The sequence below is a fragment of the Bacteroides sp. 214 genome (assembly GCF_010501015.1).
GTDB lineage: Bacteria > Bacteroidota > Bacteroidia > Bacteroidales > Bacteroidaceae > Bacteroides.
Genome location: NZ_QVML01000008.1, coordinates 38208 through 59036, shown reverse-complemented (window position 1 = coordinate 59036; position 20829 = coordinate 38208). Strand labels below are relative to the sequence as shown.

Genomic DNA, 20829 nt, shown 5'->3' with positions numbered 1-20829 from the left:
CTGAAAAGGAATCGGAACTAGAAAAGACAAACTTTTTGCGGAATCAATCTATAGACGAGCGGGTGTGTGCTTATGGATGAAGGGGCATCAGCTATAGGCTGACGGAGTATGAGCCTATGGTTGACGGAGCATGAGACTATGGCTGACAGGAGATGAAACTATGGCATTTGAATAAGTACTTTAAGCAATCTATTTTTTTGACTGATTTTTGCTTCACTTTTGACTGATTTTTGCTTCACTTCTGACTGATTTTCGATCTGTTTCTCAGTGATTTTTTAACACAAAAGCAGTCAGAAAATTAGCCGTGAAGACCCTGTGAAGGATAAAAGAGAGGGTCTTCACACGCAACTTACTTGTGTTTAAGCAGTTACAGCGATATATGAAGGTGAAGACCTATTTTGCAAAACTGCATCTGGAGTGTATATAGCCTATTGGGCTAAAATAGGAAAGAGCGTCAGTAGCCTTTTCACAGCACACTAACGCTCTTACTTATATAGCGTTGACTCTCAATCAATAATCAAATTTCGTGCGATTCAGGAATGCAACAGTTTTATGTATTTCTTTATACATCACAATATCATCTTTCACAAAAGGCACTTCTTTACGATATTCATTCAGGAAACGTTCAAGCAGTGACGATGTGCGGGCAGGTCGTCTGAAGTCAATCCCTTGCGCAGCATTCATCAATTCAATGGCAAAGATGTGATCAAGGTTATTCATAATCTTGAATAGCTTTACTGCCGAATTAGCACCCATACTTACGTGGTCTTCTTGTCCGTTAGACGAAACGATGGAATCACTGGAAGTAGCAAAGCAGTACATTTTATTTTGGTTTACCATAGAAGCAGCTGTATATTGCGGAATCATAAATCCGGAATTTAACCCCGGATTAGCACACAAGAACTCGGGCAACCCCCGCAATCCCATGATTAGTTGTGCCACACGGCGTTCGGAGATATTACCAAGCTCTGCCAAAGCAATAGCCAGGAAGTCATAGGAGATTGCCAATGGCTGTCCGTGGAAGTTCCCACCGGAGATAATTAAATCTTCGTCGGGGAAGATAGTAGGATTATCGGTTACGGAATTGATTTCGGTAAGCAACACAGATGCCACGTAGTTTATAGCATCTTTGGTAGCACCATGTACTTGCGGAATGCAGCGGAACGAGTACGGATCTTGTACGTGTGCTTTCTCACGAACGATTAGTTCACTACCCTCCAATAACTTGCGGAAATTCTCTGCTGTGGTAATTTGTCCTTTGTGCGGACGAACTTGGTGAATACAATCCATAAACGGATCCAGCCTACCATCGAATGCTTCTAAGGAAAGAGCAGCAATAAGGTCGGCCTTCTTGGAGAGACGGAATGCTTTGAGCAACGCAAAAACACCGTTTGCACTCATAAACTGAGTACCATTAAGCAGCGCAAGACCTTCCTTGCTTTTTAGCTTCACAGGTTCCCAGCCAAACTCATCGAGTACACTCATCGCTTCACGCTTTTGTCCTTTATAGTACACATCACCTACACCAATAAGCGGCAAGAAGAGATTGGCAAGCGGAGCAAGGTCACCCGAAGCACCAAGTGAGCCACGATCGTACACAATAGGCATCACATCGTTGTTGAAAAAATCAATGATACGTTGCACAGTAATTACTTGTACACCGCTATGTCCTAACGACAAGGCATGTGCTTTCAACAGCATCATTAGTTTTATAATAACCGGCTGCAACTCATCACCTACACTACACGCATGGCTTTTCACTAAGTTTTCTTGCAGCGTGCTAAGCTCGTCCAACGAAATATTACGATTGCACAATGAGCCGAAGCCAGTAGTAATACCGTACAATGGTTTGTCCGATTCTTCTATTTTTTGATCTAAATACTCACGGCATCGCTCAATGCGGAACTTTGCTTCGGGAGCTAGTTCTAACTTCAGGTTTTCATTAATAATCTTCTCGATAAGTTCGAATGTAAGCTTACCGGAACCTACGAAATACACATTTTTCATGATTCAAGCTCTTGTTTTACAAGTTGTATTACCTTTGACTCAAGTGCTAAAGCTTTCTCCTCAAGCCTATCGGCTTCTTCCTTCATAAAGGCAACATACTCTTTGTCTTTTATAGAAGTCAGGTTAATACGTACATTAAGCAGTGCTGACAATACGGCCGAACGAGCCGAAATCATCGCTACGCAAGCATCGGTTATTGCATTGCGGTTGCCTAATAATACAACATCCATTATGAAATCCATTAATTCGCAGGCATTACTGGCTACCACCATTGGCACTGCCGCAGCAAACCGGGTCGCATCTTGGATAGCCGCACTTCTAGCAGCTTTTTCTTCATCAGTACTTTTCGGCATTTTAAAGCATGCAAATACTTTATCGTATGCTTCCGCGTCACGGTCTATTTCATGTTGAAGTGCATTCATAAAATCTCTGGCTTGTTCAACAATATGTTCCATCAGCTCCGTATGCTCTTCGTAACCTTTTTTGCCAATTGTAAGACCACCAACCATTGCAGTTAGCGAAGAAGCTATTGCTCCATGTAGCGCTGCTACACTTCCACCTCCGGGAATTGGTTCATTACTCGCTACTTTCTCCAAGAAATCCTTTACGGTTAAATCTACTAACATATTTTTTATTTTTGGTTGTTTATTAAAATGCATTATTCTTCATTGATATAAAGTATCCCTCCTTTTATGGTTACTTCTACGCAGTTCATACCCACATAGTAAGGCAGCACTTCATATTTAGAAGAGTTCAGTAAAATCATATCACCCTGTTTACCAACTTCAATACTGCCTATTTTATCTGCTCTGCCAAGAGCTGCAGCACCGTTGAGGGTGAAAGCTGTAATTGCTTCCTCCACCGAAAGCCCCATATAGATACATGCTAAAGCAATTGTCAGTGGAACAGAGCCCGAAAAACAGCTTCCCGGATTTAGGTCGGTAGCCAATGCTACCGCACAACCGGCATTTATCATATCGCGGGCACGGGCGTAGGGTTCTTTCAGAGAAAAAGCTGTTAGGGGCAGCAATGTAGCAACCACATTGGTCGCTGCCATATCCCGAATCCCATCATCGGAGGCATGCAACAAATGATCGGCAGATAAAGCACCAAGTTCGGCAGCCAATTCGGCACCACCCAAAGTCACAATCTCGTCGGCATGAAGCTTTAAAGAAAAACCCATTTCTTTAGCAGCAGTAAGCAGACGGCGCGATTGCTCTACAGAAAACACACCTTTCTCACAAAAAATATCACAGCAACTCGCCAGTTCACGACGCTTTACTTCGGGAAGCACTTCGGCAATGATGTATTCAATATATTCATCACCTCTTCCGGCATATTCTTTGGGTAACGCGTGCGCACCAAGATAAGTAGATATAATATCGATAGCTTTGTGCTCATCACTATTTAAGCTTGCCATTACTTCCAGTTGCAGGAGTTCAGTTTCTTTGTCCAAGCCGTAGCCGCTCTTACCTTCTACGGTAGTAATTCCCATAGTGGTCATCTTCTTTAAGAACTTCTTGCCACGATTTCGCAACTCCACAAACGACTGCTTGCGGGTAGCTTTTACCGTACTGGCAATACCTCCACCACGTTCCATAATAGACATATAACTATCTCCCTTCAGCCGCCAAGAGAACTCTTCACTCCTCTCGCCACCGAAAACGAAGTGGGTATGCGAATCGACAAAACCGGGCAATAAACACCTACCGTTAGCATCGTATTGGTAGAAACCACGATGATAGCCAGCTCTTTCATTGCCACGAGCAACACCCACGTACGTAATGATACCGTCGGTAACTTCTACCGTACCGTTTTCTATAACGTGCAGCTCAGACATCTCACTGCCTTTCCGGGCGGAGTGTCCGTGTGGTGTTGCAATCCGTGCATTAAAAATAATTAGATTCTCTCCCATTTGTTGTTTTTATTCCATGATTCGAGCTTCCAAAACTTGCTCCATAGAGAAATTCTCCAGCCCTAAGTAATACGAAGCAGTATCAATAAGCGCTTCCATGGGTACAAGCCCAATAATTTCGCTTCCTACAATAGTAACACCGTAACGTCTTGCTTCAATACGAGTAAGTTCAAAAGCACGATATAAGGCGGTCTTCGAGAAATCGGTCATATTAATAGAGACCTGTGTAATATTTCTCTCCTTCAATTCCACACCCATTGCTTTAACAAAACGCAATCCGCCATTTACGAAACGGATGTTCTTAGCTATTTTTGTGGCAATGTCTAAGTTGTTGGTATCAAGGTTTATATTGTATGCAACTAATGGCATACGTGCACCAATTGCTACACTACCGGCAGTAGCATGGCGTTCGGGATTACCAAAATCGGGTCTCCACTCAGGTTGTTTTATCTTATCGAGCATGCCCTCAAATTCGCCTTTACGAATAGCTGCTAGATTTTCGCGGTGCGATGCTGTTGCCGACTTCTCATACAAAAACACCGGAAGGTTGTAGCGTTTGGCAACTTCTTCGCCTACTTTGCGCGAGAGTGCGATGGCTTCTTCCATTGTTACATTCTTAATAGGAATGAAAGGCACAACATCAACTGCTCCCATACGCGGATGCTGTCCTTGGTGTTGAGTAAGGTCTATCAGATCAACCGCAGTTCCAATAGCTTCGATAACAGCATCGGCAAGCGCTTGAGGTTCGCCTACCACAGTTACTACCAATCGGTTATGATCTTCATCATTACTATAATCAAGAAGTTTAACACCTGCTTTGGCACGAAACGAAGCTACTATTTTTTCTATTTTTTCCAAGTCGCGCCCTTCACTAAAGTTAGGTACGCATTCGATGATTTGTTTCAGGTTCATTGTAATTGCTCTGTTATTGTTGTTTTATTACTCTCTTTATTAACTCCTCTTCTGCCACAAACGGCATGGTAATATGGTATTGCGTTCCGTGAGAGACATTAAACTCCGCGCACGTCTGCATAGCATGGTCATTTCGAGCCCATGAACGACGAGCTACACCGCCCATAACATCCCAAAGCATCGCTGAACGTAAGATTTCGTCTACTCGTTCGCTACCATCGCACACCATGCCAAAGCCACCATTGATAGATTTTCCGATGCCTACACCACCACCATTGTGTAATGCAACAAGGCTCATGCCTCGTGCACAGTTACCAGCAAAACATTGCACAGCCATATCTGCCATAACATTGCTACCATCTTTTATATTAGAAGTTTCGCGGAAAGGAGAATCGGTACCACTCACGTCGTGATGGTCTCTGCCTAACATAATAGGACCTACTTCGCCTTTTCTGACCATTTCATTAAAACGAAGAGCAATTGTCATACGCCCCACGGCATCTTGGTAAAGAATGCGGGCTTGTGTTCCAACAACTAATTGGTTCTTTTCCGCATCGCGAATCCATATATAATTATCCATATCTTGTCCGCGACGATGCGGGTCGATACACTCCATAGCAGCTTCGTCGGTCTTTATTAAATCTTCATGCTTGCCACTTAAACACACCCATCGGAAGGGACCATAGCCATAATCAAAAAGCTCAGGACCCATAATATCTTCTACATAACTAGGCCAGATAAAACCATCTTTCTCATCAATACCATTGCGTGATATTTCTTTTATACCGGCATCATACATTGCTTTCATAAAAGAATTGCCGTAATCAAAGAAATAAGTACCACATGAAGTTAGCTTCTTGATTACTTCAAAGTGCCGACAAAGCGATTCATCTACCATTTTACGGAAAGTAGCAGGAGAAGTACGTAACAACTGTGTGCGCTCATCAAATGTAAGTCCGGCAGGACAATAACCACCTTCATAGACCGCATGACAAGAAGTTTGGTCTGAGAGCAAGTCAATATGAATATCCTCTTCCTGAGCATATTCAAGTAAATCGATAATATTTCCATGATAAGCAATAGAGCAAGGCTCTTTGGCCTCCATTGCTTGTTGCGCCAGATGGAAGGCTTTGCCCTTGTCAGAAACAACATGCGCTACCCATCCTTGTTCATAACGGGTTTGAATACGAGAATAGTCAACTTCGGCAATGATTGATGCGGCACCAGCAATATCGGCAGCTTTGGGCTGCGCACCACTCATACCTCCAAGTCCAGAGGAAACGAACAAATGCCCACGCAAATCTTTGTCCTGTGGTACACCAAGTTTCATTCGTCCAGCATTCAACAAAGTATTGAAAGTGCCGTGAACAATCCCCTGTGGTCCGATGTACATCCAGCCACCTGCCGTCATTTGCCCATAATTTGCCACACCCATTTGCGCAGCTATGTGCCAGTCCTTTTGGTTATCAAACTGCCCTATCATCATGGAGTTTGTAATGATAACCCGCGGTGCATCGGGCTTGGATTGAAACAATCCCAACGGATGTCCCGATTCAATGACAAGTGTTTGTTCACTAGTCATCTGTTCCAAGTATTGTTTAATAAGCAAATATTGCATCCAGTTTTGACAGACTTGTCCGGTTTCACCATAGGTTACCAACTCATAGGGATAAAGTGCAATATCAAAGCACAAATTATTATCAATCATCACCTGAAAGGCTTTACCTTCAAGGCAATTACCTTTGTAAGCATCTATAGGTTTTGCTTTCAGATCACCGGGTGGTCGAAAACGATAACCATAAATCCGCCCAAGTGTACGAAGCTCCTCCATAAATTCGGGAGCTAAAGCTTCGTGCAATTCCAAGGGGATGTAGCGAAGCGCATTTTTGAGCGCGATTTCGGTTTGAGCAGGTGTTAAGGTGTAGCCCCGGCTGGGCGCACGCCGAATACCCTTAACAAAAGAAGGATATGTAGGCATTTTGTTTTCAAGCGTTGTTTTCATCATAGATTCTTTTGGGTCTAAAAAGACAAACTGTCAGAAGAAAGCAGAAATAAACTGCTTGCAAGATAAAAACAAAAAGACAAATACGCAAGAAAAGGGTAGAAGATTAACAAAAAGTCAGAACTCTTTGTTTATTTCCCGAAGATACTTTCCTATGACATGAAACTCCTCAGAGTTTTCTTTAGCGAAAGATTCTTGCAACAACGGATAAGGTTCTAACATTGAACGCATTTTTTCCCGACCTACAAATGTAACAACACCAGTATGTGGATCGAGTTCATAGACAACGCGTTTAGCTGCATAAGTTGATTTATTGATAGCATCACCAAATTCGCCCATTTGTATCTCATCATCTTTTGATAGACTTCGAGAAGCAGCGCCTAATGGGTATGCTGAAAAATATATCTTATCGCCAACCCACATAGCCTGTGCATAAAAATTACCAAACCACAGTTTGTTCATTTTAAGCTTCCGGCAGTTTACATAAAAAATACCATCTACCCACACAGCGTGATAACGAGTACGAAATGACCTATTTAGCGATTCCTTAACGGAGGTTATCTTAAAATCGCCACCACTTTTCATCATCATCTGAGCCTTTGAACGTTTCACAACCATAACTTCGCGTGCAGCAGCTATGGTATCTCCCTTTTTAGCGGCTAGGTCTTTACGTGTACTATATGCAATCGTTTGGGCACTCCCAGTAAAAACGAGCAAACTTAGCAACATTAATAAACTATACTTTTTCATTTGAAACGTTGTCTTGAAATTGCTTTGGAAAGTTAGAAACTTTCATGCACTTGACCAAGTTTTTGACGAAAAAGCTTATGCTAAATCGTATATTTGTACTTTAAATGATCAAAAATGGAACAAATTAACAACATCAAAGCAATATACGAAAACATTGCTGACAAAAGTCGACAAAAGCTCAGCAAAGTACAAAAAGAGATTTATCGTATAGGAACCATCCGTTTAGTCTTAGTCATAGCAGGAGTTTGTGGGGTTATTCATTTTTGGGGAATGGGAATATCAATTATATCGTTAATCATTGTCGCTACAATTATTCCTTTTCTTCTATTGGTAGTTAAACACAATAAATTGTTCTATAAGAAGGAATATCTGGAAACTAAAATTGCCATAAACGAACAAGAAATTCGTGCTTTAAATCATGATTTTTCAGATTTTGAGGACGGAAAAGAATTTCTCGATACGGAGCATCTCTATTCACTGGATCTGGATTTATTTGGAGAGCATTCACTCTTTCAGCTTATTAACAGAACCTGTACTGAAGTAGGAAAAAGAAGATTGGCAGAATGGCTTGCTAACCACTCGACCAACAAGAAAGAGATTGAAGAAAGACAAAAGGCTGTTCAGGAATTAAGTACTGATATACAATTCAGACAAAAATTCCGGATATTAGGATTAATCTATAAAGACGAAACAACCGATGAGGAAGAAATTATAGAATGGGCAAATGAGCCGAAAATCTATAAGAACAGGAGCATTTTCCGAGTGTTACCAACGCTGGCATTTACAATAAATGCAGCACTAGCCGGCCTGATGTTAGCAAATATAGTTTCGCTCAGTGTCTTTAGTAGCGTCTTCATTGGTTTTTTCTTCCTAAGTATCTTGTTGTCCAAAAAGATTGGACGAATTCAAAGTAAATTTGGAAAGAAATTGCAAATCATAGGAACATATGCCAAGTTAATTCATCTAATTGAGCAAAGAGAGATGCGATCGTCTTTACTGAATCAAGCGAAATCTCTTGTAGCCAATGAGAATAAAACAGCTTCGGCAACGGTTAAGGAGCTGGCTGGTTTGATGCACACACTTGATCAACGTAACAATCTACTGATGAATTTCCTCTTGAACGGATTGTTTCTTTGGGAGCTCCGTCAAATCATCCGCATTGAAAATTGGAAAGAAAAATCCGCCAAAGATCTCCCCCATTGGTTTGAAGCTATCAAGCAAATTGATGCACTCTGTTCGCTATCAACCTTTGCCTATAACAACCCATCCTATACTTATCCCCAAATAGTGGAAGAAAACTTTATATTACAAGCTAAACAACTGGGACACCCATTAATGAAGTTAGATAAATGCATACAGAATGATATTGAAATAAGCAAACGACCCTTCTTTATCATTATAACAGGTGCAAACATGGCAGGCAAAAGCACCTACCTACGTACTGTAGGCGTGAATTTTCTCCTAGGTTGCATAGGGGCGCCCGTATTTGCCAAGCAAATGACCCTCTGTCCTACTCAACTTGTTACTAGCTTACGAACAACCGATTCGCTCAATGATAATGAGTCTTATTTTTTTGCTGAGTTAAAACGCCTGAAACTAATCATTGAAAAATTACAAGCTGGCGAAAAACTCTTCATCATCCTCGACGAAATATTAAAAGGAACAAATTCGCTTGATAAACAAAAAGGATCCCTTGCCCTCATCAGTCAGCTATTAGCCCTTCGAACCAACGGCATCATTGCAACACACGACATTCAACTGGGTAAACTTGTAGAAGACTTTCCTAATAATATCAACAATTTTTGCTTTGAAGCCGAAATTAAAGAGAACGAACTGCACTTTCCCTACCGCATGAAACCGGGAGTCGTTCAAAATATGAATGCCTGTTTCTTGATGAAAAAAATGGGGATAGCCGTTATCGATGACTAACCCCACTTTATATTAGCTTCTGTTTCCCCGTTCTTTGAAGAAATGTTTTTTGTTAACGAATAAACTGCAAAAAGGAATTGAGCTTTTCTGCTTCTTCACTCGTGAAACGCTGTAGTTCTGTAATAGGTTTATATGCATAAGGAATAAACTGGAAGAGTTGGACGGCTGCAAACTGTCCATCCTTAGAAAGTATAATATCCATACGCAAATTACCATTTTCGTCGTTCCCAGACATCCCGTTAGTTGGAAAAATGCCGCTATTAATACATTTTTTCAGTTCATCGGCATGTCTCAAGTCAAAAAAGAGAGATAACTCCTGAGCCGCACTTCCGGTAGGCAGGTAAACTTTTATCATTGGCTTACTCATAAATCGGACAGCACCGAGAAGAATTATAAGTAGTCCGGCAATCTCTAAAACCGCCTTCAATATAAAGGCATTTTCATCTATTTTATTCGCGCTAATTAGCATAACTACACCTGCAAAAATAATAGCAAGTGCTTGAACAAGTGTAAAAGTATTGATGCGATTTGTAATATCAGTTGGTGCAGATGTAACCAAAGTTGCATCCATTATTTTTGATGACATAATTTTGTTTGATTTAATTGTTTGTAATAATTTAAGCTCACTATCAAAAAGACAGTGCAATACATAACAACTAAATGCTAAATGATAAGATGCCGCAAAGTAAATAACGTAAATTCACTGTGCGGGTGTACAAGCGCTTGTAGTAAATTACAGTCAATAGATTTTTGCTGTTTTGAGAGACTAGTTTGACGATTTGAAATTTGTCGCAACATTATGCGATGGCTATGTATTGTATCCTCAGCTCTTATACAGCGCACTTGTATAAAAGAAATAGAACTATTAAACAAAGAAATACCGCCAAACTCTGCCTCAAGCGAGACACCTTGCCATTCATCTAAAGCAGACACATTTTCGGCAATAGCATATTTGTTTTGTGGTGCTGCATTAACAGTACTACAAAACAGCATCATTAAAGTGCTCAATAATATGAATCGTACAAATGGCATTATTTTCTTTACTTTATTAATTGAGAACAAACCAGGGTAAGAAATGTTCATTCTATAATTTTTTCTCCGTGAATTTTGAGATAAAACTCAGTGAGATAATAATATACAAAAAAAGCTACCCTATTAGGATAGCTTTTCTTGATATATGCTAATAAATTATTCTGCTGCTGGTGCTTCTTCAGTAGTAGGAGCTTCAACTGCTTGCACAGGAGCTTCGGTTGCTGCTTTCTTAGAGCGACGAGTACGTCCTGCTTTCTTTGTAGCTTTTTCCTTCAACATGTTTTCGTTGTAGTCAACAAGCTCAATAAAACACATTTCTGCGTTGTCACCTAAACGATTACCAGTTTTGATAATACGAGTATATCCACCCGGGCGATCACCAATTTTTACTGATATTTCCTTGAAAAGTTCTGTTACAACATATTTATCTTGCAAGTTGCTAAATACAACACGGCGAGAATTGGTTGTATCATCTTTTGATTTAGTGATCAAAGGCTCAACAAATTTTTTCAACGCTTTAGCCTTTGCTACAGTCGTAGTGATTCTTTTGTGCTTAATCAAAGAACATGCCATATTCGACAACATAGCACTTCTATGAGAAGCAGTACGACCTAAGTGATTAAACTTTTTATTATGTCTCATCTTATTCTTTATCTAATTTATATTTACTAATATCGGTTCCAAACGACAGATTCAGACTTTCCAGCAAATCATCAAGCTCGGTAAGCGATTTCTTCCCAAAGTTTCTGAATTTTAGCAGATCAGTTTTATTGAATTGCACTAAGTCTCCCAATGTTTCAACATCAGCAGCCTTCAAGCAATTGAGGGCACGTACTGATAAATCCATATCGGTAAGTTTTGTTTTCAATAATTGACGCATATGAAGAACCTCCTCATCAAACTCTTCATTACCATCAATATCAGCAGTCTCAAGCGTAATTTTTTCGTCTGAGAACAGCATGAAATGATAAATAAGGATTTTAGCTGCTTCTTTCAGTGCTTCTTTCGGATGTATGGAACCATCAGTTGTAATCTCCAGAACAAGTTTCTCGTAGTCGGTTTTTTGTTCTACACGGAAATTTTCAACCAAGTATTTTACATTACGGATCGGTGTATAAATCGAATCAATTGGAATGACATTTACATCAGTACAGTACTCGCGGTTTTCCTCAGCAGGTACATATCCACGACCTTTGTTGATAGTAATGTCAATCTGTATAGACGCTTGTGCCTCTAAATGACAAATAACTAATTCAGGATTTAACACTTCAAATCCAGTCAAATACTTGCCAATGTCACCTGCCTTAAATTCACTCGAATTCTCTATAGTGATACTTACTCGCTCACTCTCAAATTCTTCAACTACTTGTTTGAATCTAACTTGTTTCAGGTTTAAGATAATGTTAGTCACGTCCTCTCTTACTCCTGGTATGCTTGCAAATTCATGCTCAACACCTTCTATCTTAATAGTAGTGATAGCGTACCCTTCTAATGAAGAAAGTAAAATACGGCGCAACGCATTACCTACTGTAATACCAAAGCCAGGCTCCAACGGACGAAATTCAAATTTTCCGAATTTTGAATCCGCATCCAACATTAATACTTTATCAGGTTTTTGAAATGCTAATATCGCCATGAAATTAATTATTATTTAGAGTACAATTCTACAATCAAATGTTCTTTTATGTTTTCGGGGATGTCTGCACGCTCAGGAATATGCAATAATTTGCCTACTTTTGAGGTTTCGTCCCATTCCAACCAAGCATACTTGCTATGGTTGAAACCAGCCAAAGAGTTAGCGATAACTTCTAACGACTTCGATCTCTCCCGTACACCAACAAGTTGACCTGGTTTTACCGCATAAGAAGGAACGTTTACAACCTTTCCATCTACAGTAATATGACGGTGAGAAACCAACTGACGAGCAGCCGATCGAGTAGGAGCAATTCCCAAACGGAATACGATATTATCAAGACGTCCTTCAAGCATTTGAAGAAGGATTTCACCTGTAATACCTTTTTTAGTTGCAGCCTTGTCAAACAAGTTGCGGAATTGTTTTTCTAATACACCATAAGTATATTTTGCTTTTTGTTTTTCGCGAAGTTGAATTCCGTACTCAGAAGTTTTTCTTTTCCGTGAATTTCCATGTTGCCCGGGAGGATAATTTTTCTTTGAAAGAACTTTATCCGGTCCGAAAATTGCTTCACCAAACTTTCTCGCAATCCTTGACTTAGGTCCAGTATATCTTGCCATTTCTTTTTTTATTAAATTGTTTAATCATGAACTTGCGTTTGTTGCAGCCGCGATTGCAGAGAGAAATTAATGCAATCCTAAAACAAATTCAAGTTACATCGTTTTAATTCAGATTATACTCTACGTCTTTTAGGAGGACGACAACCATTATGTGGTAGTGGAGTTACATCAACTATTTCTGTTACTTCAATACCAGCACCATGAATTGTTCTAATAGCAGACTCACGTCCATTACCAGGTCCTTTTACGTATGCTTTTACCTTTCTCAAGCCAAGATCAAATGCAATTTTAGCACAATCTTGAGCAGCCATTTGCGCTGCATAAGGAGTGTTCTTCTTAGAACCTCTAAATCCCATTTTACCTGCAGAAGACCATGAAATGATCTGTCCTTCACTATTAGCCAGAGAAACAATAATATTGTTGAAAGATGAATGAACATGTAATTGTCCGTTTGCATCTACCTTAACATTTCTCTTCTTTGCTGCGACTGTTTTTTTTGCCATATCAACAATTATTATTTAGTAGCTTTTTTCTTATTTGCAACCGTTTTCTTTCTACCCTTACGTGTACGCGCATTGTTCTTTGTGCTTTGACCTCTTACCGGCAAACCGATACGATGACGAATTCCACGATAGCAGCCAATATCCATTAATCGCTTAATGTTCAATTGCACCTCAGAGCGTAAATCACCTTCCACTTTATGATCTTCGCCAATTACTTCACGTATTTTAGCCGCCTGATCATCAGTCCAGTCCTTTACTTTAATATCTCTATCAATTCCAGCCTTGTCTAATATTTTAGCTGCACTACTGCGTCCAATCCCATAAATATAGGTTAACGCAATCTCACCTCTCTTATTTTGAGGTAAATCTACACCAACTATTCTTATAGCCATATATCAATTTTTATTTTTCTTGCAAAAATAACGAATTATCCTTGACGTTGTTTATACTTAGGATTCTTCTTGTTAATAACATACAAACGGCCATTACGTCTTACAATTTTACATTCTGGCGTACGTTTCTTTAATGATGCTCTTACTTTCATATCTTAATTTATTTATATCTAAATACAATTCTTCCTTTTGAAAGATCATAAGGCGACATTTCGACTCTTACCTTATCTCCCGGCAAAATTTTTATATAATGCATACGCATCTTACCGGATATATGCGCAGTAATCTCATGTCCATTTTCTAACTCAACCCGAAACATTGCATTAGACAATGCTTCAATGATTGTTCCATCTTGTTCAATTGCGGACTGCTTTGCCATATTAAATTGCTTTATTTCCTAAAACTTCTTCAATGAATTCAAATGATGATAAAATATCTGCTTTCCCAGCCTTTACAGCTACAGTATGTTCAAAATGCGCTGCATACTTATGGTCTTTTGTAGAAACAGTCCAACCATCTTTATCCATTACAATTTGACGACTTCCCAAAGTAATCATTGGCTCAATAGCAATACAGAGTCCACTTTTCAATTGTGTCCCATAGCCTCTTTTGCCATAATTTGGAACTTGTGGGTCTTCATGCATTTCTTTTCCTATTCCATGTCCTACAAATTCGCGCACAACTCCATAAGAATTAGATTCGCAATGTGTTTGTATGACATTTCCTATATCACCAATTCTTTTACCTTGGACAGCTTGCTGTATACCAATATATAAAGCCTCCTTAGTGACTTTAAGAAGTTCAAAAACCTCTTTTGACACCTCACCTACACAAAAGGTATATGCAGAATCTCCACAAAAACCATTCATATATGTGCCACAATCAATGGAAACAATATCTCCTTCTTTCAACACAACTTTAGTACTTGGTATACCATGAACAACTTGTTCATTAACCGAAGTGCAAATAGATGCAGGGAAAGGTTCACCATATTGGTTAGGAAAGCCCTTGAATGTTGGTATAGCACCATTATCCCTTATGAATTCCTCAGCAACCTTGTCTAATTGTGCCGTTGTAATACCTGGTTTGATCAATTTAGCTATTTCAGCCAATGCTTTTCCCACCAAAATATTACTTTGGCGAAGCAATTCTATTTCATCATCTGTTTTAAGAAATATCATTCTTCAAGTAATTTAATAGGCAGATACATTACCTGCACGTCCTTTGATACGTCCAGACTTAAGTAAACCATCATAATGTCTCATTAACAGATGGCTTTCTACTTGTTGCAATGTATCAAGCACAACCCCAACAAGAATCAACAAAGAAGTTCCGCCAAAAAATTGAGCAAATTCAGTTTGTATTCCAAACACACCTGCAAAGGCAGGAGCTATAGCAACTAATGCCAAAAAGAATGAACCAGGCAAAGTAATACGTGACATAATATCGTCAATATACTCCGCTGTCTTCTTTCCTGGTTTAATACCAGGAATAAAGCCATTGTTTCTTTTCATGTCTTCAGCCATTTGGTTTGGATTAATAGTTATTGCCGTATAAAAATATGTAAATAATATAATCATAACAGCAAACACAAAATTATACCAAAAACCAGTGAAGTCACTCATAGCACGTGCTATTGATAAAAAAACGCTTGTTGAGTTAGGATCAGAATAACCCATGAAAGCAATTGGAATGAACATAATTGCTTGAGCAAAAATGATAGGCATAACTCCAGCTGCATTTACCTTTAATGGGATATACTGTCTTGCGCCCCCATATTGTTTATTTCCTACAAGCTTTTTAGCATACTGCACAGGTATCTTTCTTGTACCTTGCACTAGCAATATTGCAGCTGCAATAACTAGTAACAAGACAATAATCTCAACTAAAAACATAATCAGACCACCGCCACCTCTTTCAATAACACGAGAAGAAAATTCTTGTACCAAAGCTTGAGGAAAGCGTGCAATAATACCAATTAAGATAATAAAAGAGATACCATTCCCAATTCCTTTATCAGTAATTCTCTCACCTAACCACAGAACAAACATACTGCCTGCAGCAAGAATAATAGTAGAGGTTACCATAAATGTAGTCCAGTCCAACACAGGATTCAGAGCTAACCCTGCCTGCATTTTTAGATTTATTAGGTAAGAAGGACCTTGAACAATCAAAATCGCAATTGTTAAATAGCGAGTATACTGATTAATCTTCCTTCTGCCACTTTCACCTTCACGCTGTAACTTCTGGAAATAAGGAACTGCTATAGCTAATAACTGAATTACAATGGATGCAGAAATGTAAGGCATAATTCCCAAAGCAAAAATAGATGCATTCGAGAATGCCCCACCCGAGAACATATTCAGTAGGGCAAGAAGACCTTCACTCGTTTGTTCGTGCAGTTGTGACAACATTGCAGGATTAATACCCGGCAGCACAATAAACGAACCAAAACGATATATTGCTACAAACAACACGGTGATGAGGATCCTTTGTCTTAGATCCTCAATCTTCCATATATTCTTTAATGTTTCAATTGCTTTCTTCATTGAGTTATAGTTTTACTGCATTTCCACCCGCAGCTTCAATAGCAGCAATTGATGTTTTTGAGAATGCATGTGCTTGTACTTCTACTTTTGCTGTTAAAGCGCCATTACCCAAGATCTTAACCAATTGCTTTGGAGAGATAAAACCTGCCTCAATAAAATCATTCAGACCTATCTTATCTAACCCATTTGCTTCAGCCATTTTTTGAATAACATCCAAATTGATAGCTCTATATTCAACCCGGTTGATATTTTTGAAACCAAATTTAGGAACGCGACGCTGCAACGGCATTTGTCCACCTTCAAAACCGATTTTTTTAGAATAACCAGATCTGGATTTAGCACCCTTATGTCCTCTGGTAGAAGTTCCTCCTAATCCAGATCCAGCACCACGTCCAATCCTTTTCTTTGTTTTAGTAGACCCATTTGCAGGTTTTAAATTACTTAAATTCATATTGTAATTCATTTAATATTCAACAAATAATTACTCTACAATGGTAACTAAGTGCTTAACTTTATTTACCATCCCAAGAATAGCAGGATTTGCGTCATGCTCAACCACGCGATTCATTTTGCGAAGTCCTAGTGCATCAAGTGTTCTTTTTTGATCAGCCGGAGCACCAATTCTACTTTTTGTTTGCTTAATCTTTATAGTCGACATAATTCCTCCTTATCCTCTAAATACTTTTTCAATACTAATTCCTCTATTTTGAGCAACCATTCTTGCATCACGCATCTCGCCTAAAGCTAGGATTGTAGCCTTAACCAAGTTGTGTGGATTTGAAGAACCTTTTGATTTTGCCAAAACATCGGTAATACCAACACTTTCCAAAACAGCACGCATAGCACCACCTGCTACCACACCAGTACCATGAGATGCTGGTTTTATAAATACTTCAGCACCACCAAATCGTGCAATTTGTTCGTGAGGAACAGTACCTTTTAATACAGGAACTTTAATTAGGTTTTTCTTTGCAGATTCTACTCCTTTAGCAATAGCCGCAGTTACTTCACCTGCTTTACCTAAGCCCCAACCAATGATACCATCTTCATTACCAACAACTACAATAGCAGAGAAACTAAAGGTTCTACCTCCTTTGGTTACTTTAGTTACACGATTAATAGCAACTAATCTATCTTTAAGTTCTAAATCGTTAGTAATCTTTACTTTATTGTTAACTGCCATAATGATTAAAATTTAAGTCCTCCATTACGAGCTGCATCAGCAACTTCTTTTACTCTCCCATGATAAAGATAGCCATTACGGTCAAAAACAACGGTAGTAACACCTGCTTCCTGTGCCTTCTTAGCAATCATCTCACCTACTTTAGAAGCTTGTTCCTTTTTAGGCATCTTGCCTTCTAAAGACAAAGATGATGCAGCAGCTAATGTTTTTCCTGTTAGGTCATCAATTATCTGTACATAAATTTGCTTATTGCTCCTAAAAACACTCATACGCGGACATTCAGTTGTTCCTGAAATTTTATTGCGTACTCTATATTTGATCTTAATTCGTCTTTCGATTTTTGTTGTCATAATAATACTTTTTACATCATTATTTACTTAGCACCGGCCGATTTACCAGACTTTCTACGAATAACTTCGCCAACAAATTTAACACCTTTACCTTTATATGGTTCAGGTTTACGGAAAGAGCGTATTTTAGAACAAACTTGACCTAGCAACTGCTTATCGCATGATTCCAAAAGGATAAGAGGGTTCTTATTTCTTTCTGATTTTGTTTCAACTTTTATTTCTGGTGGCAATTGAATAAATATAGCATGTGTGTAGCCTAAAGAAAGTTCGATAATGTTACCATTATTAGAAGCACGATAACCTACACCAACTAATTCAAGTTCTTTCTTATACCCTTCAGACACACCTACTACCATATTGTTAATAAGTGAGCGATACAATCCGTGAAATGCACGTTCTTGTTTTTCATCACTATTACGGTTCAATGTAATTTGCCCGTTTTCAATTTCAACACTAATTAGTGGATTAACATATTGCATTAATTCACCTTTTGGTCCTTTTACTTTGATAAAATTATCATTCAGGTCTACAGTAACACCTGCCGGAATACTTATAGGTAATTTCCCAATTCTTGACATTGCTTTTCCTCCTAAAATTAATAGACATAGCACAATACCTCACCACCGATTTTCAATTCAGAGGCTTCTTTGTCTGTCATTACACCTTTGGAAGTAGATATTATTGCAATACCCAAACCATTAATTACTCGCGGCATATCCTTATACCCAGTATACTGACGTAAACCTGGTGAAGAGACTCTTTGAAGCTTCTTGATAGCGTTAACCTTATTAACGGCATCATACTTCAAAGCTACTTTGATAGTTCCTTGTGGACCATCTTCTACAAACTTATAATTAAGAATGTAGCCCTTGTCAAAAAGAATCTTTGTGATTTCTTTTTTCAAATTTGAGGCCGGAATTTCTACAACTCTATGTTTTGCGTTGATAGCATTCCGTAACCGAGTCAAATAATCTGCTATTGGATCAGTCATAAAATAAAAAAAATAAATTAATCAGGACTACCCTGACAATATTTAACAAAATATCTTACCAGCTTGCTTTTTTTACGCCCGGGATAAGACCATTTGATGCCATTTCACGAAACTGAATTCTTGAAATACCGAATTGACGGATATATCCTTTCGGACGACCAGTCAAACTACAGCGATTGTGCAAACGCACAGGTGACGCATTTTTAGGCAATGCTTGCAATGCGTCATAATCACCTTCTTTTTTCAGTTTTGCTCTTTTTTCAGCATATTTGGCCACTAACTTAGCTCTTTTTACTTCCCGAGCTTTCATTGATTCTTTTGCCATATATCAATCTTTTTTTGCATTTTTAAAAGGTAAACCAAACTCTTTCAACAATGCATATCCTTCTTCATCTGTTTGCGCAGAAGTTACAAAGGTAATATTCATTCCTAAGATTTTAGTAATACTATCAATATTTATTTCAGGAAATATGATTTGCTCCTGAATACCAAGTGTATAATTACCTCTACCATCAAACTTGCTTTCGATACCTTTAAAGTCACGAATACGAGGTAATGCCACACGTACTAGCTTCTCTAAAAACTCATACATTCTCTCCCGACGTAATGTTACCATAACACCAATAGGCATTTTCTTACGTAACTTAAAGTTCGAGATATCCTTTTTAGAGATTGTAGCTACTGCTTTTTGACCAGTAATAGCTGTCATCTCATTAATAGCAATTTCAATGATTTTTTTATCAGCTGTAGCCATACCTAAACCTTGATTGATAACAATCTTTTTAAGTACAGGCACTTGCATAGATGAAGAATATTCAAATTGCGATTTCAATGCAGGAACGATACGTTCTGCATATTCTTTTTTAAGGCTTGCAGTATTACTCATTACTTAATCTCCTCTCCTGACTTTTTAGAATAGCGTACTAAAGTTCCATCAGAACTTTCTTTTCTACCAATTCGCGTTGCTTTTCCTGTTTTAGGATCAAGCGGGTTCAAGTTTGACAAGTGCACAGATGCTTCTTGCTTTACAATACCACCTTGTGGGTTTTTTGCATTAGGCTTAGTGCTTTTAGACACCATATTCACACCCTCTACAATTGCACGTTTCTCTTTAACGAGAACCTTTAATACACGACCAGTCTTACCTTTATCTTCACCAGCATTTACGCAAACTGTATCGCCTTTTTTAATATGTAATTTACTCATTACTCAAATCTTTTACAAATTAAAGCACCTCTGGGGCAAGTGATACCACTTTCATGTTTGTAGCACGAAGTTCTCTTGCTACAGGGCCGAAGATACGACTTCCTCTTATTTCGCCTGCATTGTTTAACAACACACAAGCGTTATCATCAAAACGAATATAAGAACCATCAGCACGACGGATCTCTTTCTTAGTACGTACGACCAAAGCTTTTGACACTGTACCTTTCTTTATATCACCTGCAGGGATTACGTTCTTTACAGAAACGACAATTACATCCCCTACTGAAGCATAACGACGTCTTGTACCACCTAATACGCGGATACACAAAGCTTCTTTAGCTCCACTATTATCACATACTGTGAGTCTAGATTCTACTTGTATCATAATTACTTAGCTCTTTCGATTATTTCGACTAATCTCCATCTTTTTGTTTTGCTCAACGGACGAGTTTCCATAATACGCACAGTATCACCAATATTACACTCATTCTTTTCGTCGTGAGCATGGTATTTTTTCGTTTTACTAACGAACTTACCATATATAGGGTGTTTCTCTTTAAATTTAGAGGCAACAGTAATGGTTTTTTCCATTTTATTGCTTAGAACAACCCCAGTTCTTTCTTTTCTTAAATTTCTTGCTTCCATCAAGCCAATCATTTATTATTAAGTTCTCTTTCACGCAATTCTGTTTTCATGCGTGCAATAGTTCTGCGTAATTGTTTAATTACAGCAGGATTATCTAAAGGAGAAATAGAATGATTTAAAATCATATGGTTATAATTAACCGCTTCTGTTTCAATTCTCTCTACCAAGTCACTAGTAGACATTTCTTTTATTTCTGCTATTTTCATAATA

30 protein-coding genes are annotated in these 20829 nt (G+C 38.7%); 1 reads left to right on the top strand and 29 read right to left on the bottom strand.

Annotated elements, in window-relative coordinates; translation table 11 throughout:
• Nucleotides 1-510: 510 nt before the first annotated feature.
• The 6 genes from hutH to D0T50_RS08230 all read right to left on the bottom strand — a co-directional run bounded on the left by hutH (nucleotide 511) and on the right by D0T50_RS08230 (nucleotide 7586).
• Nucleotides 511-2007, bottom strand: a complete 1497-nt coding sequence (hutH, locus tag D0T50_RS08255) for a histidine ammonia-lyase (protein ID WP_163223050.1) — start codon at nucleotides 2005-2007, stop codon at nucleotides 511-513.
• Complete coding sequence (locus tag D0T50_RS08250) at nucleotides 2004-2633, bottom strand: cyclodeaminase/cyclohydrolase family protein (protein ID WP_163223049.1); 630 nt, start codon at nucleotides 2631-2633, stop codon at nucleotides 2004-2006. Before D0T50_RS08250 ends, hutH begins: the two co-directional genes overlap by 4 nt.
• A 32-nt stretch (nucleotides 2634-2665) precedes the next feature.
• Nucleotides 2666-3922 (bottom strand): imidazolonepropionase, encoded by a 1257-nt coding sequence (gene hutI, locus D0T50_RS08245; RefSeq protein ID WP_163223048.1) that lies wholly within the window; start codon nucleotides 3920-3922, stop codon nucleotides 2666-2668.
• A gap of 9 nt (nucleotides 3923-3931) precedes the next feature.
• Nucleotides 3932-4834, bottom strand: a complete 903-nt coding sequence (gene ftcD / locus D0T50_RS08240) for a glutamate formimidoyltransferase (RefSeq protein WP_163223047.1) — start codon at nucleotides 4832-4834, stop codon at nucleotides 3932-3934.
• Between the two features lie 13 nt (nucleotides 4835-4847).
• Nucleotides 4848-6836 (bottom strand): urocanate hydratase, encoded by a 1989-nt coding sequence (locus tag D0T50_RS08235; protein ID WP_163223068.1) that lies wholly within the window; start codon nucleotides 6834-6836, stop codon nucleotides 4848-4850.
• Nucleotides 6837-6953: 117 nt separating this feature from the next.
• Entirely contained in the window at nucleotides 6954-7586 is a 633-nt protein-coding gene (locus D0T50_RS08230) for a DUF6563 family protein (RefSeq protein ID WP_163223046.1), read from the bottom strand.
• Nucleotides 7587-7700: 114 nt separating this feature from the next.
• On the opposite strand from D0T50_RS08230, the gene D0T50_RS08225 reads away from it, so the two are divergent.
• Nucleotides 7701-9515, top strand: coding sequence for a MutS family DNA mismatch repair protein (locus D0T50_RS08225; RefSeq protein ID WP_163223045.1), 1815 nt, complete (start codon nucleotides 7701-7703; stop codon nucleotides 9513-9515).
• Nucleotides 9516-9567: 52 nt separating this feature from the next.
• Here D0T50_RS08225 and D0T50_RS08220 read toward each other — a convergent pair whose 3' ends face one another.
• The 23 genes from D0T50_RS08220 to rpmC form a co-directional block, all read right to left on the bottom strand.
• Nucleotides 9568-10101: a DUF4159 domain-containing protein gene (locus D0T50_RS08220; protein WP_163223044.1), complete on the bottom strand. Its 534-nt coding sequence runs from the start codon at nucleotides 10099-10101 to the stop codon at nucleotides 9568-9570.
• Nucleotides 10102-10178: 77 nt separating this feature from the next.
• Nucleotides 10179-10598, bottom strand: coding sequence for a hypothetical protein (locus D0T50_RS08215; protein ID WP_163223043.1), 420 nt, complete (start codon nucleotides 10596-10598; stop codon nucleotides 10179-10181).
• Between the two features lie 105 nt (nucleotides 10599-10703).
• On the bottom strand, nucleotides 10704-11189 hold the full coding sequence (rplQ, locus tag D0T50_RS08210; protein WP_163223042.1) for a 50S ribosomal protein L17: 486 nt from the start codon (nucleotides 11187-11189) through the stop codon (nucleotides 10704-10706).
• 1 nt (nucleotide 11190) lies between these two features.
• Nucleotides 11191-12183, bottom strand: coding sequence for a DNA-directed RNA polymerase subunit alpha (locus D0T50_RS08205; RefSeq protein WP_163223041.1), 993 nt, complete (start codon nucleotides 12181-12183; stop codon nucleotides 11191-11193).
• Between the two features lie 11 nt (nucleotides 12184-12194).
• Nucleotides 12195-12800, bottom strand: a complete 606-nt coding sequence (gene rpsD / locus D0T50_RS08200; RefSeq protein WP_163223040.1) for a 30S ribosomal protein S4 — start codon at nucleotides 12798-12800, stop codon at nucleotides 12195-12197.
• A gap of 113 nt (nucleotides 12801-12913) precedes the next feature.
• A complete protein-coding gene (gene rpsK / locus D0T50_RS08195) occupies nucleotides 12914-13303 on the bottom strand; it encodes a 30S ribosomal protein S11 (protein ID WP_007212088.1) in 390 nt (129 codons plus the stop codon).
• An 11-nt stretch (nucleotides 13304-13314) separates the two neighbouring features.
• A complete protein-coding gene (gene rpsM / locus D0T50_RS08190) occupies nucleotides 13315-13695 on the bottom strand; it encodes a 30S ribosomal protein S13 (RefSeq protein WP_163223039.1) in 381 nt (126 codons plus the stop codon).
• A gap of 35 nt (nucleotides 13696-13730) precedes the next feature.
• A complete protein-coding gene (gene ykgO, locus D0T50_RS08185) occupies nucleotides 13731-13847 on the bottom strand; it encodes a type B 50S ribosomal protein L36 (protein ID WP_002558051.1) in 117 nt (38 codons plus the stop codon).
• Between the two features lie 8 nt (nucleotides 13848-13855).
• On the bottom strand, nucleotides 13856-14074 hold the full coding sequence (infA, locus tag D0T50_RS08180) for a translation initiation factor IF-1 (RefSeq protein ID WP_163223038.1): 219 nt from the start codon (nucleotides 14072-14074) through the stop codon (nucleotides 13856-13858).
• Nucleotide 14075: 1 nt separating this feature from the next.
• On the bottom strand, nucleotides 14076-14876 hold the full coding sequence (map, locus tag D0T50_RS08175) for a type I methionyl aminopeptidase (protein ID WP_163223037.1): 801 nt from the start codon (nucleotides 14874-14876) through the stop codon (nucleotides 14076-14078).
• 12 nt (nucleotides 14877-14888) lie between these two features.
• Nucleotides 14889-16244: a preprotein translocase subunit SecY gene (secY, locus tag D0T50_RS08170; RefSeq protein WP_163223036.1), complete on the bottom strand. Its 1356-nt coding sequence runs from the start codon at nucleotides 16242-16244 to the stop codon at nucleotides 14889-14891.
• A 4-nt stretch (nucleotides 16245-16248) separates the two neighbouring features.
• Nucleotides 16249-16695: a 50S ribosomal protein L15 gene (gene rplO, locus D0T50_RS08165; protein ID WP_163223035.1), complete on the bottom strand. Its 447-nt coding sequence runs from the start codon at nucleotides 16693-16695 to the stop codon at nucleotides 16249-16251.
• Between the two features lie 30 nt (nucleotides 16696-16725).
• Nucleotides 16726-16902, bottom strand: coding sequence for a 50S ribosomal protein L30 (gene rpmD, locus D0T50_RS08160; protein ID WP_163223034.1), 177 nt, complete (start codon nucleotides 16900-16902; stop codon nucleotides 16726-16728).
• Between the two features lie 9 nt (nucleotides 16903-16911).
• Nucleotides 16912-17427, bottom strand: a complete 516-nt coding sequence (rpsE, locus tag D0T50_RS08155) for a 30S ribosomal protein S5 (protein WP_163223033.1) — start codon at nucleotides 17425-17427, stop codon at nucleotides 16912-16914.
• A gap of 5 nt (nucleotides 17428-17432) precedes the next feature.
• Nucleotides 17433-17777: a 50S ribosomal protein L18 gene (rplR, locus tag D0T50_RS08150; RefSeq protein WP_163223032.1), complete on the bottom strand. Its 345-nt coding sequence runs from the start codon at nucleotides 17775-17777 to the stop codon at nucleotides 17433-17435.
• Nucleotides 17778-17800: 23 nt separating this feature from the next.
• Nucleotides 17801-18355 (bottom strand): 50S ribosomal protein L6, encoded by a 555-nt coding sequence (gene rplF / locus D0T50_RS08145; RefSeq protein ID WP_163223031.1) that lies wholly within the window; start codon nucleotides 18353-18355, stop codon nucleotides 17801-17803.
• A 17-nt stretch (nucleotides 18356-18372) separates the two neighbouring features.
• Nucleotides 18373-18768, bottom strand: coding sequence for a 30S ribosomal protein S8 (gene rpsH, locus D0T50_RS08140; protein ID WP_163223030.1), 396 nt, complete (start codon nucleotides 18766-18768; stop codon nucleotides 18373-18375).
• A gap of 55 nt (nucleotides 18769-18823) precedes the next feature.
• Nucleotides 18824-19093, bottom strand: coding sequence for a 30S ribosomal protein S14 (gene rpsN / locus D0T50_RS08135; RefSeq protein WP_163223029.1), 270 nt, complete (start codon nucleotides 19091-19093; stop codon nucleotides 18824-18826).
• Nucleotides 19094-19096: 3 nt separating this feature from the next.
• Nucleotides 19097-19654, bottom strand: coding sequence for a 50S ribosomal protein L5 (rplE, locus tag D0T50_RS08130; RefSeq protein WP_163223028.1), 558 nt, complete (start codon nucleotides 19652-19654; stop codon nucleotides 19097-19099).
• Complete coding sequence (rplX, locus tag D0T50_RS08125; protein ID WP_163223027.1) at nucleotides 19654-19974, bottom strand: 50S ribosomal protein L24; 321 nt, start codon at nucleotides 19972-19974, stop codon at nucleotides 19654-19656. Before rplX ends, rplE begins: the two co-directional genes overlap by 1 nt.
• Before the next feature lie 19 nt (nucleotides 19975-19993).
• Nucleotides 19994-20359, bottom strand: a complete 366-nt coding sequence (rplN, locus tag D0T50_RS08120; RefSeq protein ID WP_163223026.1) for a 50S ribosomal protein L14 — start codon at nucleotides 20357-20359, stop codon at nucleotides 19994-19996.
• 2 nt (nucleotides 20360-20361) lie between these two features.
• Entirely contained in the window at nucleotides 20362-20631 is a 270-nt protein-coding gene (gene rpsQ, locus D0T50_RS08115) for a 30S ribosomal protein S17 (protein ID WP_203558212.1), read from the bottom strand.
• Entirely contained in the window at nucleotides 20628-20825 is a 198-nt protein-coding gene (gene rpmC, locus D0T50_RS08110; RefSeq protein WP_163223025.1) for a 50S ribosomal protein L29, read from the bottom strand. Before rpmC ends, rpsQ begins: the two co-directional genes overlap by 4 nt.
• Nucleotides 20826-20829 lie beyond the last annotated feature (4 nt).

Bases quoted from the DNA above. Each gene is read 5' to 3' on its own strand.
- rpsK (WP_007212088.1), bottom strand. From the start codon at position 13,303: ATGGCAAAAAAAACAGTCGCAGCAAAGAAGAGAAATGTTAAGGTAGAT.
- rpsH (WP_163223030.1), bottom strand. From the start codon at position 18,768: ATGACTGATCCAATAGCAGATTATTTGACTCGGTTACGGAATGCTATC.
- D0T50_RS08230 (WP_163223046.1), bottom strand. From the start codon at position 7,586: ATGAAAAAGTATAGTTTATTAATGTTGCTAAGTTTGCTCGTTTTTACT.
- rpsM (WP_163223039.1), bottom strand. From the start codon at position 13,695: ATGGCTATAAGAATAGTTGGTGTAGATTTACCTCAAAATAAGAGAGGT.
- rplE (WP_163223028.1), bottom strand. From the start codon at position 19,654: ATGAGTAATACTGCAAGCCTTAAAAAAGAATATGCAGAACGTATCGTT.
- rplO (WP_163223035.1), bottom strand. From the start codon at position 16,695: ATGAATTTAAGTAATTTAAAACCTGCAAATGGGTCTACTAAAACAAAG.
- rpsN (WP_163223029.1), bottom strand. From the start codon at position 19,093: ATGGCAAAAGAATCAATGAAAGCTCGGGAAGTAAAAAGAGCTAAGTTA.
- hutI (WP_163223048.1), bottom strand. From the start codon at position 3,922: ATGGGAGAGAATCTAATTATTTTTAATGCACGGATTGCAACACCACAC.
- rplN (WP_163223026.1), bottom strand. From the start codon at position 20,359: ATGATACAAGTAGAATCTAGACTCACAGTATGTGATAATAGTGGAGCT.
- D0T50_RS08235 (WP_163223068.1), bottom strand. From the start codon at position 6,836: ATGAAAACAACGCTTGAAAACAAAATGCCTACATATCCTTCTTTTGTT.
- rplF (WP_163223031.1), bottom strand. From the start codon at position 18,355: ATGTCAAGAATTGGGAAATTACCTATAAGTATTCCGGCAGGTGTTACT.
- rplR (WP_163223032.1), bottom strand. From the start codon at position 17,777: ATGACAACAAAAATCGAAAGACGAATTAAGATCAAATATAGAGTACGC.
- ftcD (WP_163223047.1), bottom strand. From the start codon at position 4,834: ATGAACCTGAAACAAATCATCGAATGCGTACCTAACTTTAGTGAAGGG.
- map (WP_163223037.1), bottom strand. From the start codon at position 14,876: ATGATATTTCTTAAAACAGATGATGAAATAGAATTGCTTCGCCAAAGT.
- D0T50_RS08225 (WP_163223045.1), top strand. From the start codon at position 7,701: ATGGAACAAATTAACAACATCAAAGCAATATACGAAAACATTGCTGAC.
- rpsD (WP_163223040.1), bottom strand. From the start codon at position 12,800: ATGGCAAGATATACTGGACCTAAGTCAAGGATTGCGAGAAAGTTTGGT.
- rplX (WP_163223027.1), bottom strand. From the start codon at position 19,974: ATGAGTAAATTACATATTAAAAAAGGCGATACAGTTTGCGTAAATGCT.
- rpsE (WP_163223033.1), bottom strand. From the start codon at position 17,427: ATGGCAGTTAACAATAAAGTAAAGATTACTAACGATTTAGAACTTAAA.
- rpsQ (WP_203558212.1), bottom strand. From the start codon at position 20,631: ATGATTGGCTTGATGGAAGCAAGAAATTTAAGAAAAGAAAGAACTGGG.
- ykgO (WP_002558051.1), bottom strand. From the start codon at position 13,847: ATGAAAGTAAGAGCATCATTAAAGAAACGTACGCCAGAATGTAAAATT.
- infA (WP_163223038.1), bottom strand. From the start codon at position 14,074: ATGGCAAAGCAGTCCGCAATTGAACAAGATGGAACAATCATTGAAGCA.
- D0T50_RS08220 (WP_163223044.1), bottom strand. From the start codon at position 10,101: ATGTCATCAAAAATAATGGATGCAACTTTGGTTACATCTGCACCAACT.
- rpmD (WP_163223034.1), bottom strand. From the start codon at position 16,902: ATGTCGACTATAAAGATTAAGCAAACAAAAAGTAGAATTGGTGCTCCG.
- D0T50_RS08205 (WP_163223041.1), bottom strand. From the start codon at position 12,183: ATGGCGATATTAGCATTTCAAAAACCTGATAAAGTATTAATGTTGGAT.
- D0T50_RS08250 (WP_163223049.1), bottom strand. From the start codon at position 2,633: ATGTTAGTAGATTTAACCGTAAAGGATTTCTTGGAGAAAGTAGCGAGT.
- rpmC (WP_163223025.1), bottom strand. From the start codon at position 20,825: ATGAAAATAGCAGAAATAAAAGAAATGTCTACTAGTGACTTGGTAGAG.
- secY (WP_163223036.1), bottom strand. From the start codon at position 16,244: ATGAAGAAAGCAATTGAAACATTAAAGAATATATGGAAGATTGAGGAT.
- rplQ (WP_163223042.1), bottom strand. From the start codon at position 11,189: ATGAGACATAATAAAAAGTTTAATCACTTAGGTCGTACTGCTTCTCAT.
- D0T50_RS08215 (WP_163223043.1), bottom strand. From the start codon at position 10,598: ATGAACATTTCTTACCCTGGTTTGTTCTCAATTAATAAAGTAAAGAAA.
- hutH (WP_163223050.1), bottom strand. From the start codon at position 2,007: ATGAAAAATGTGTATTTCGTAGGTTCCGGTAAGCTTACATTCGAACTT.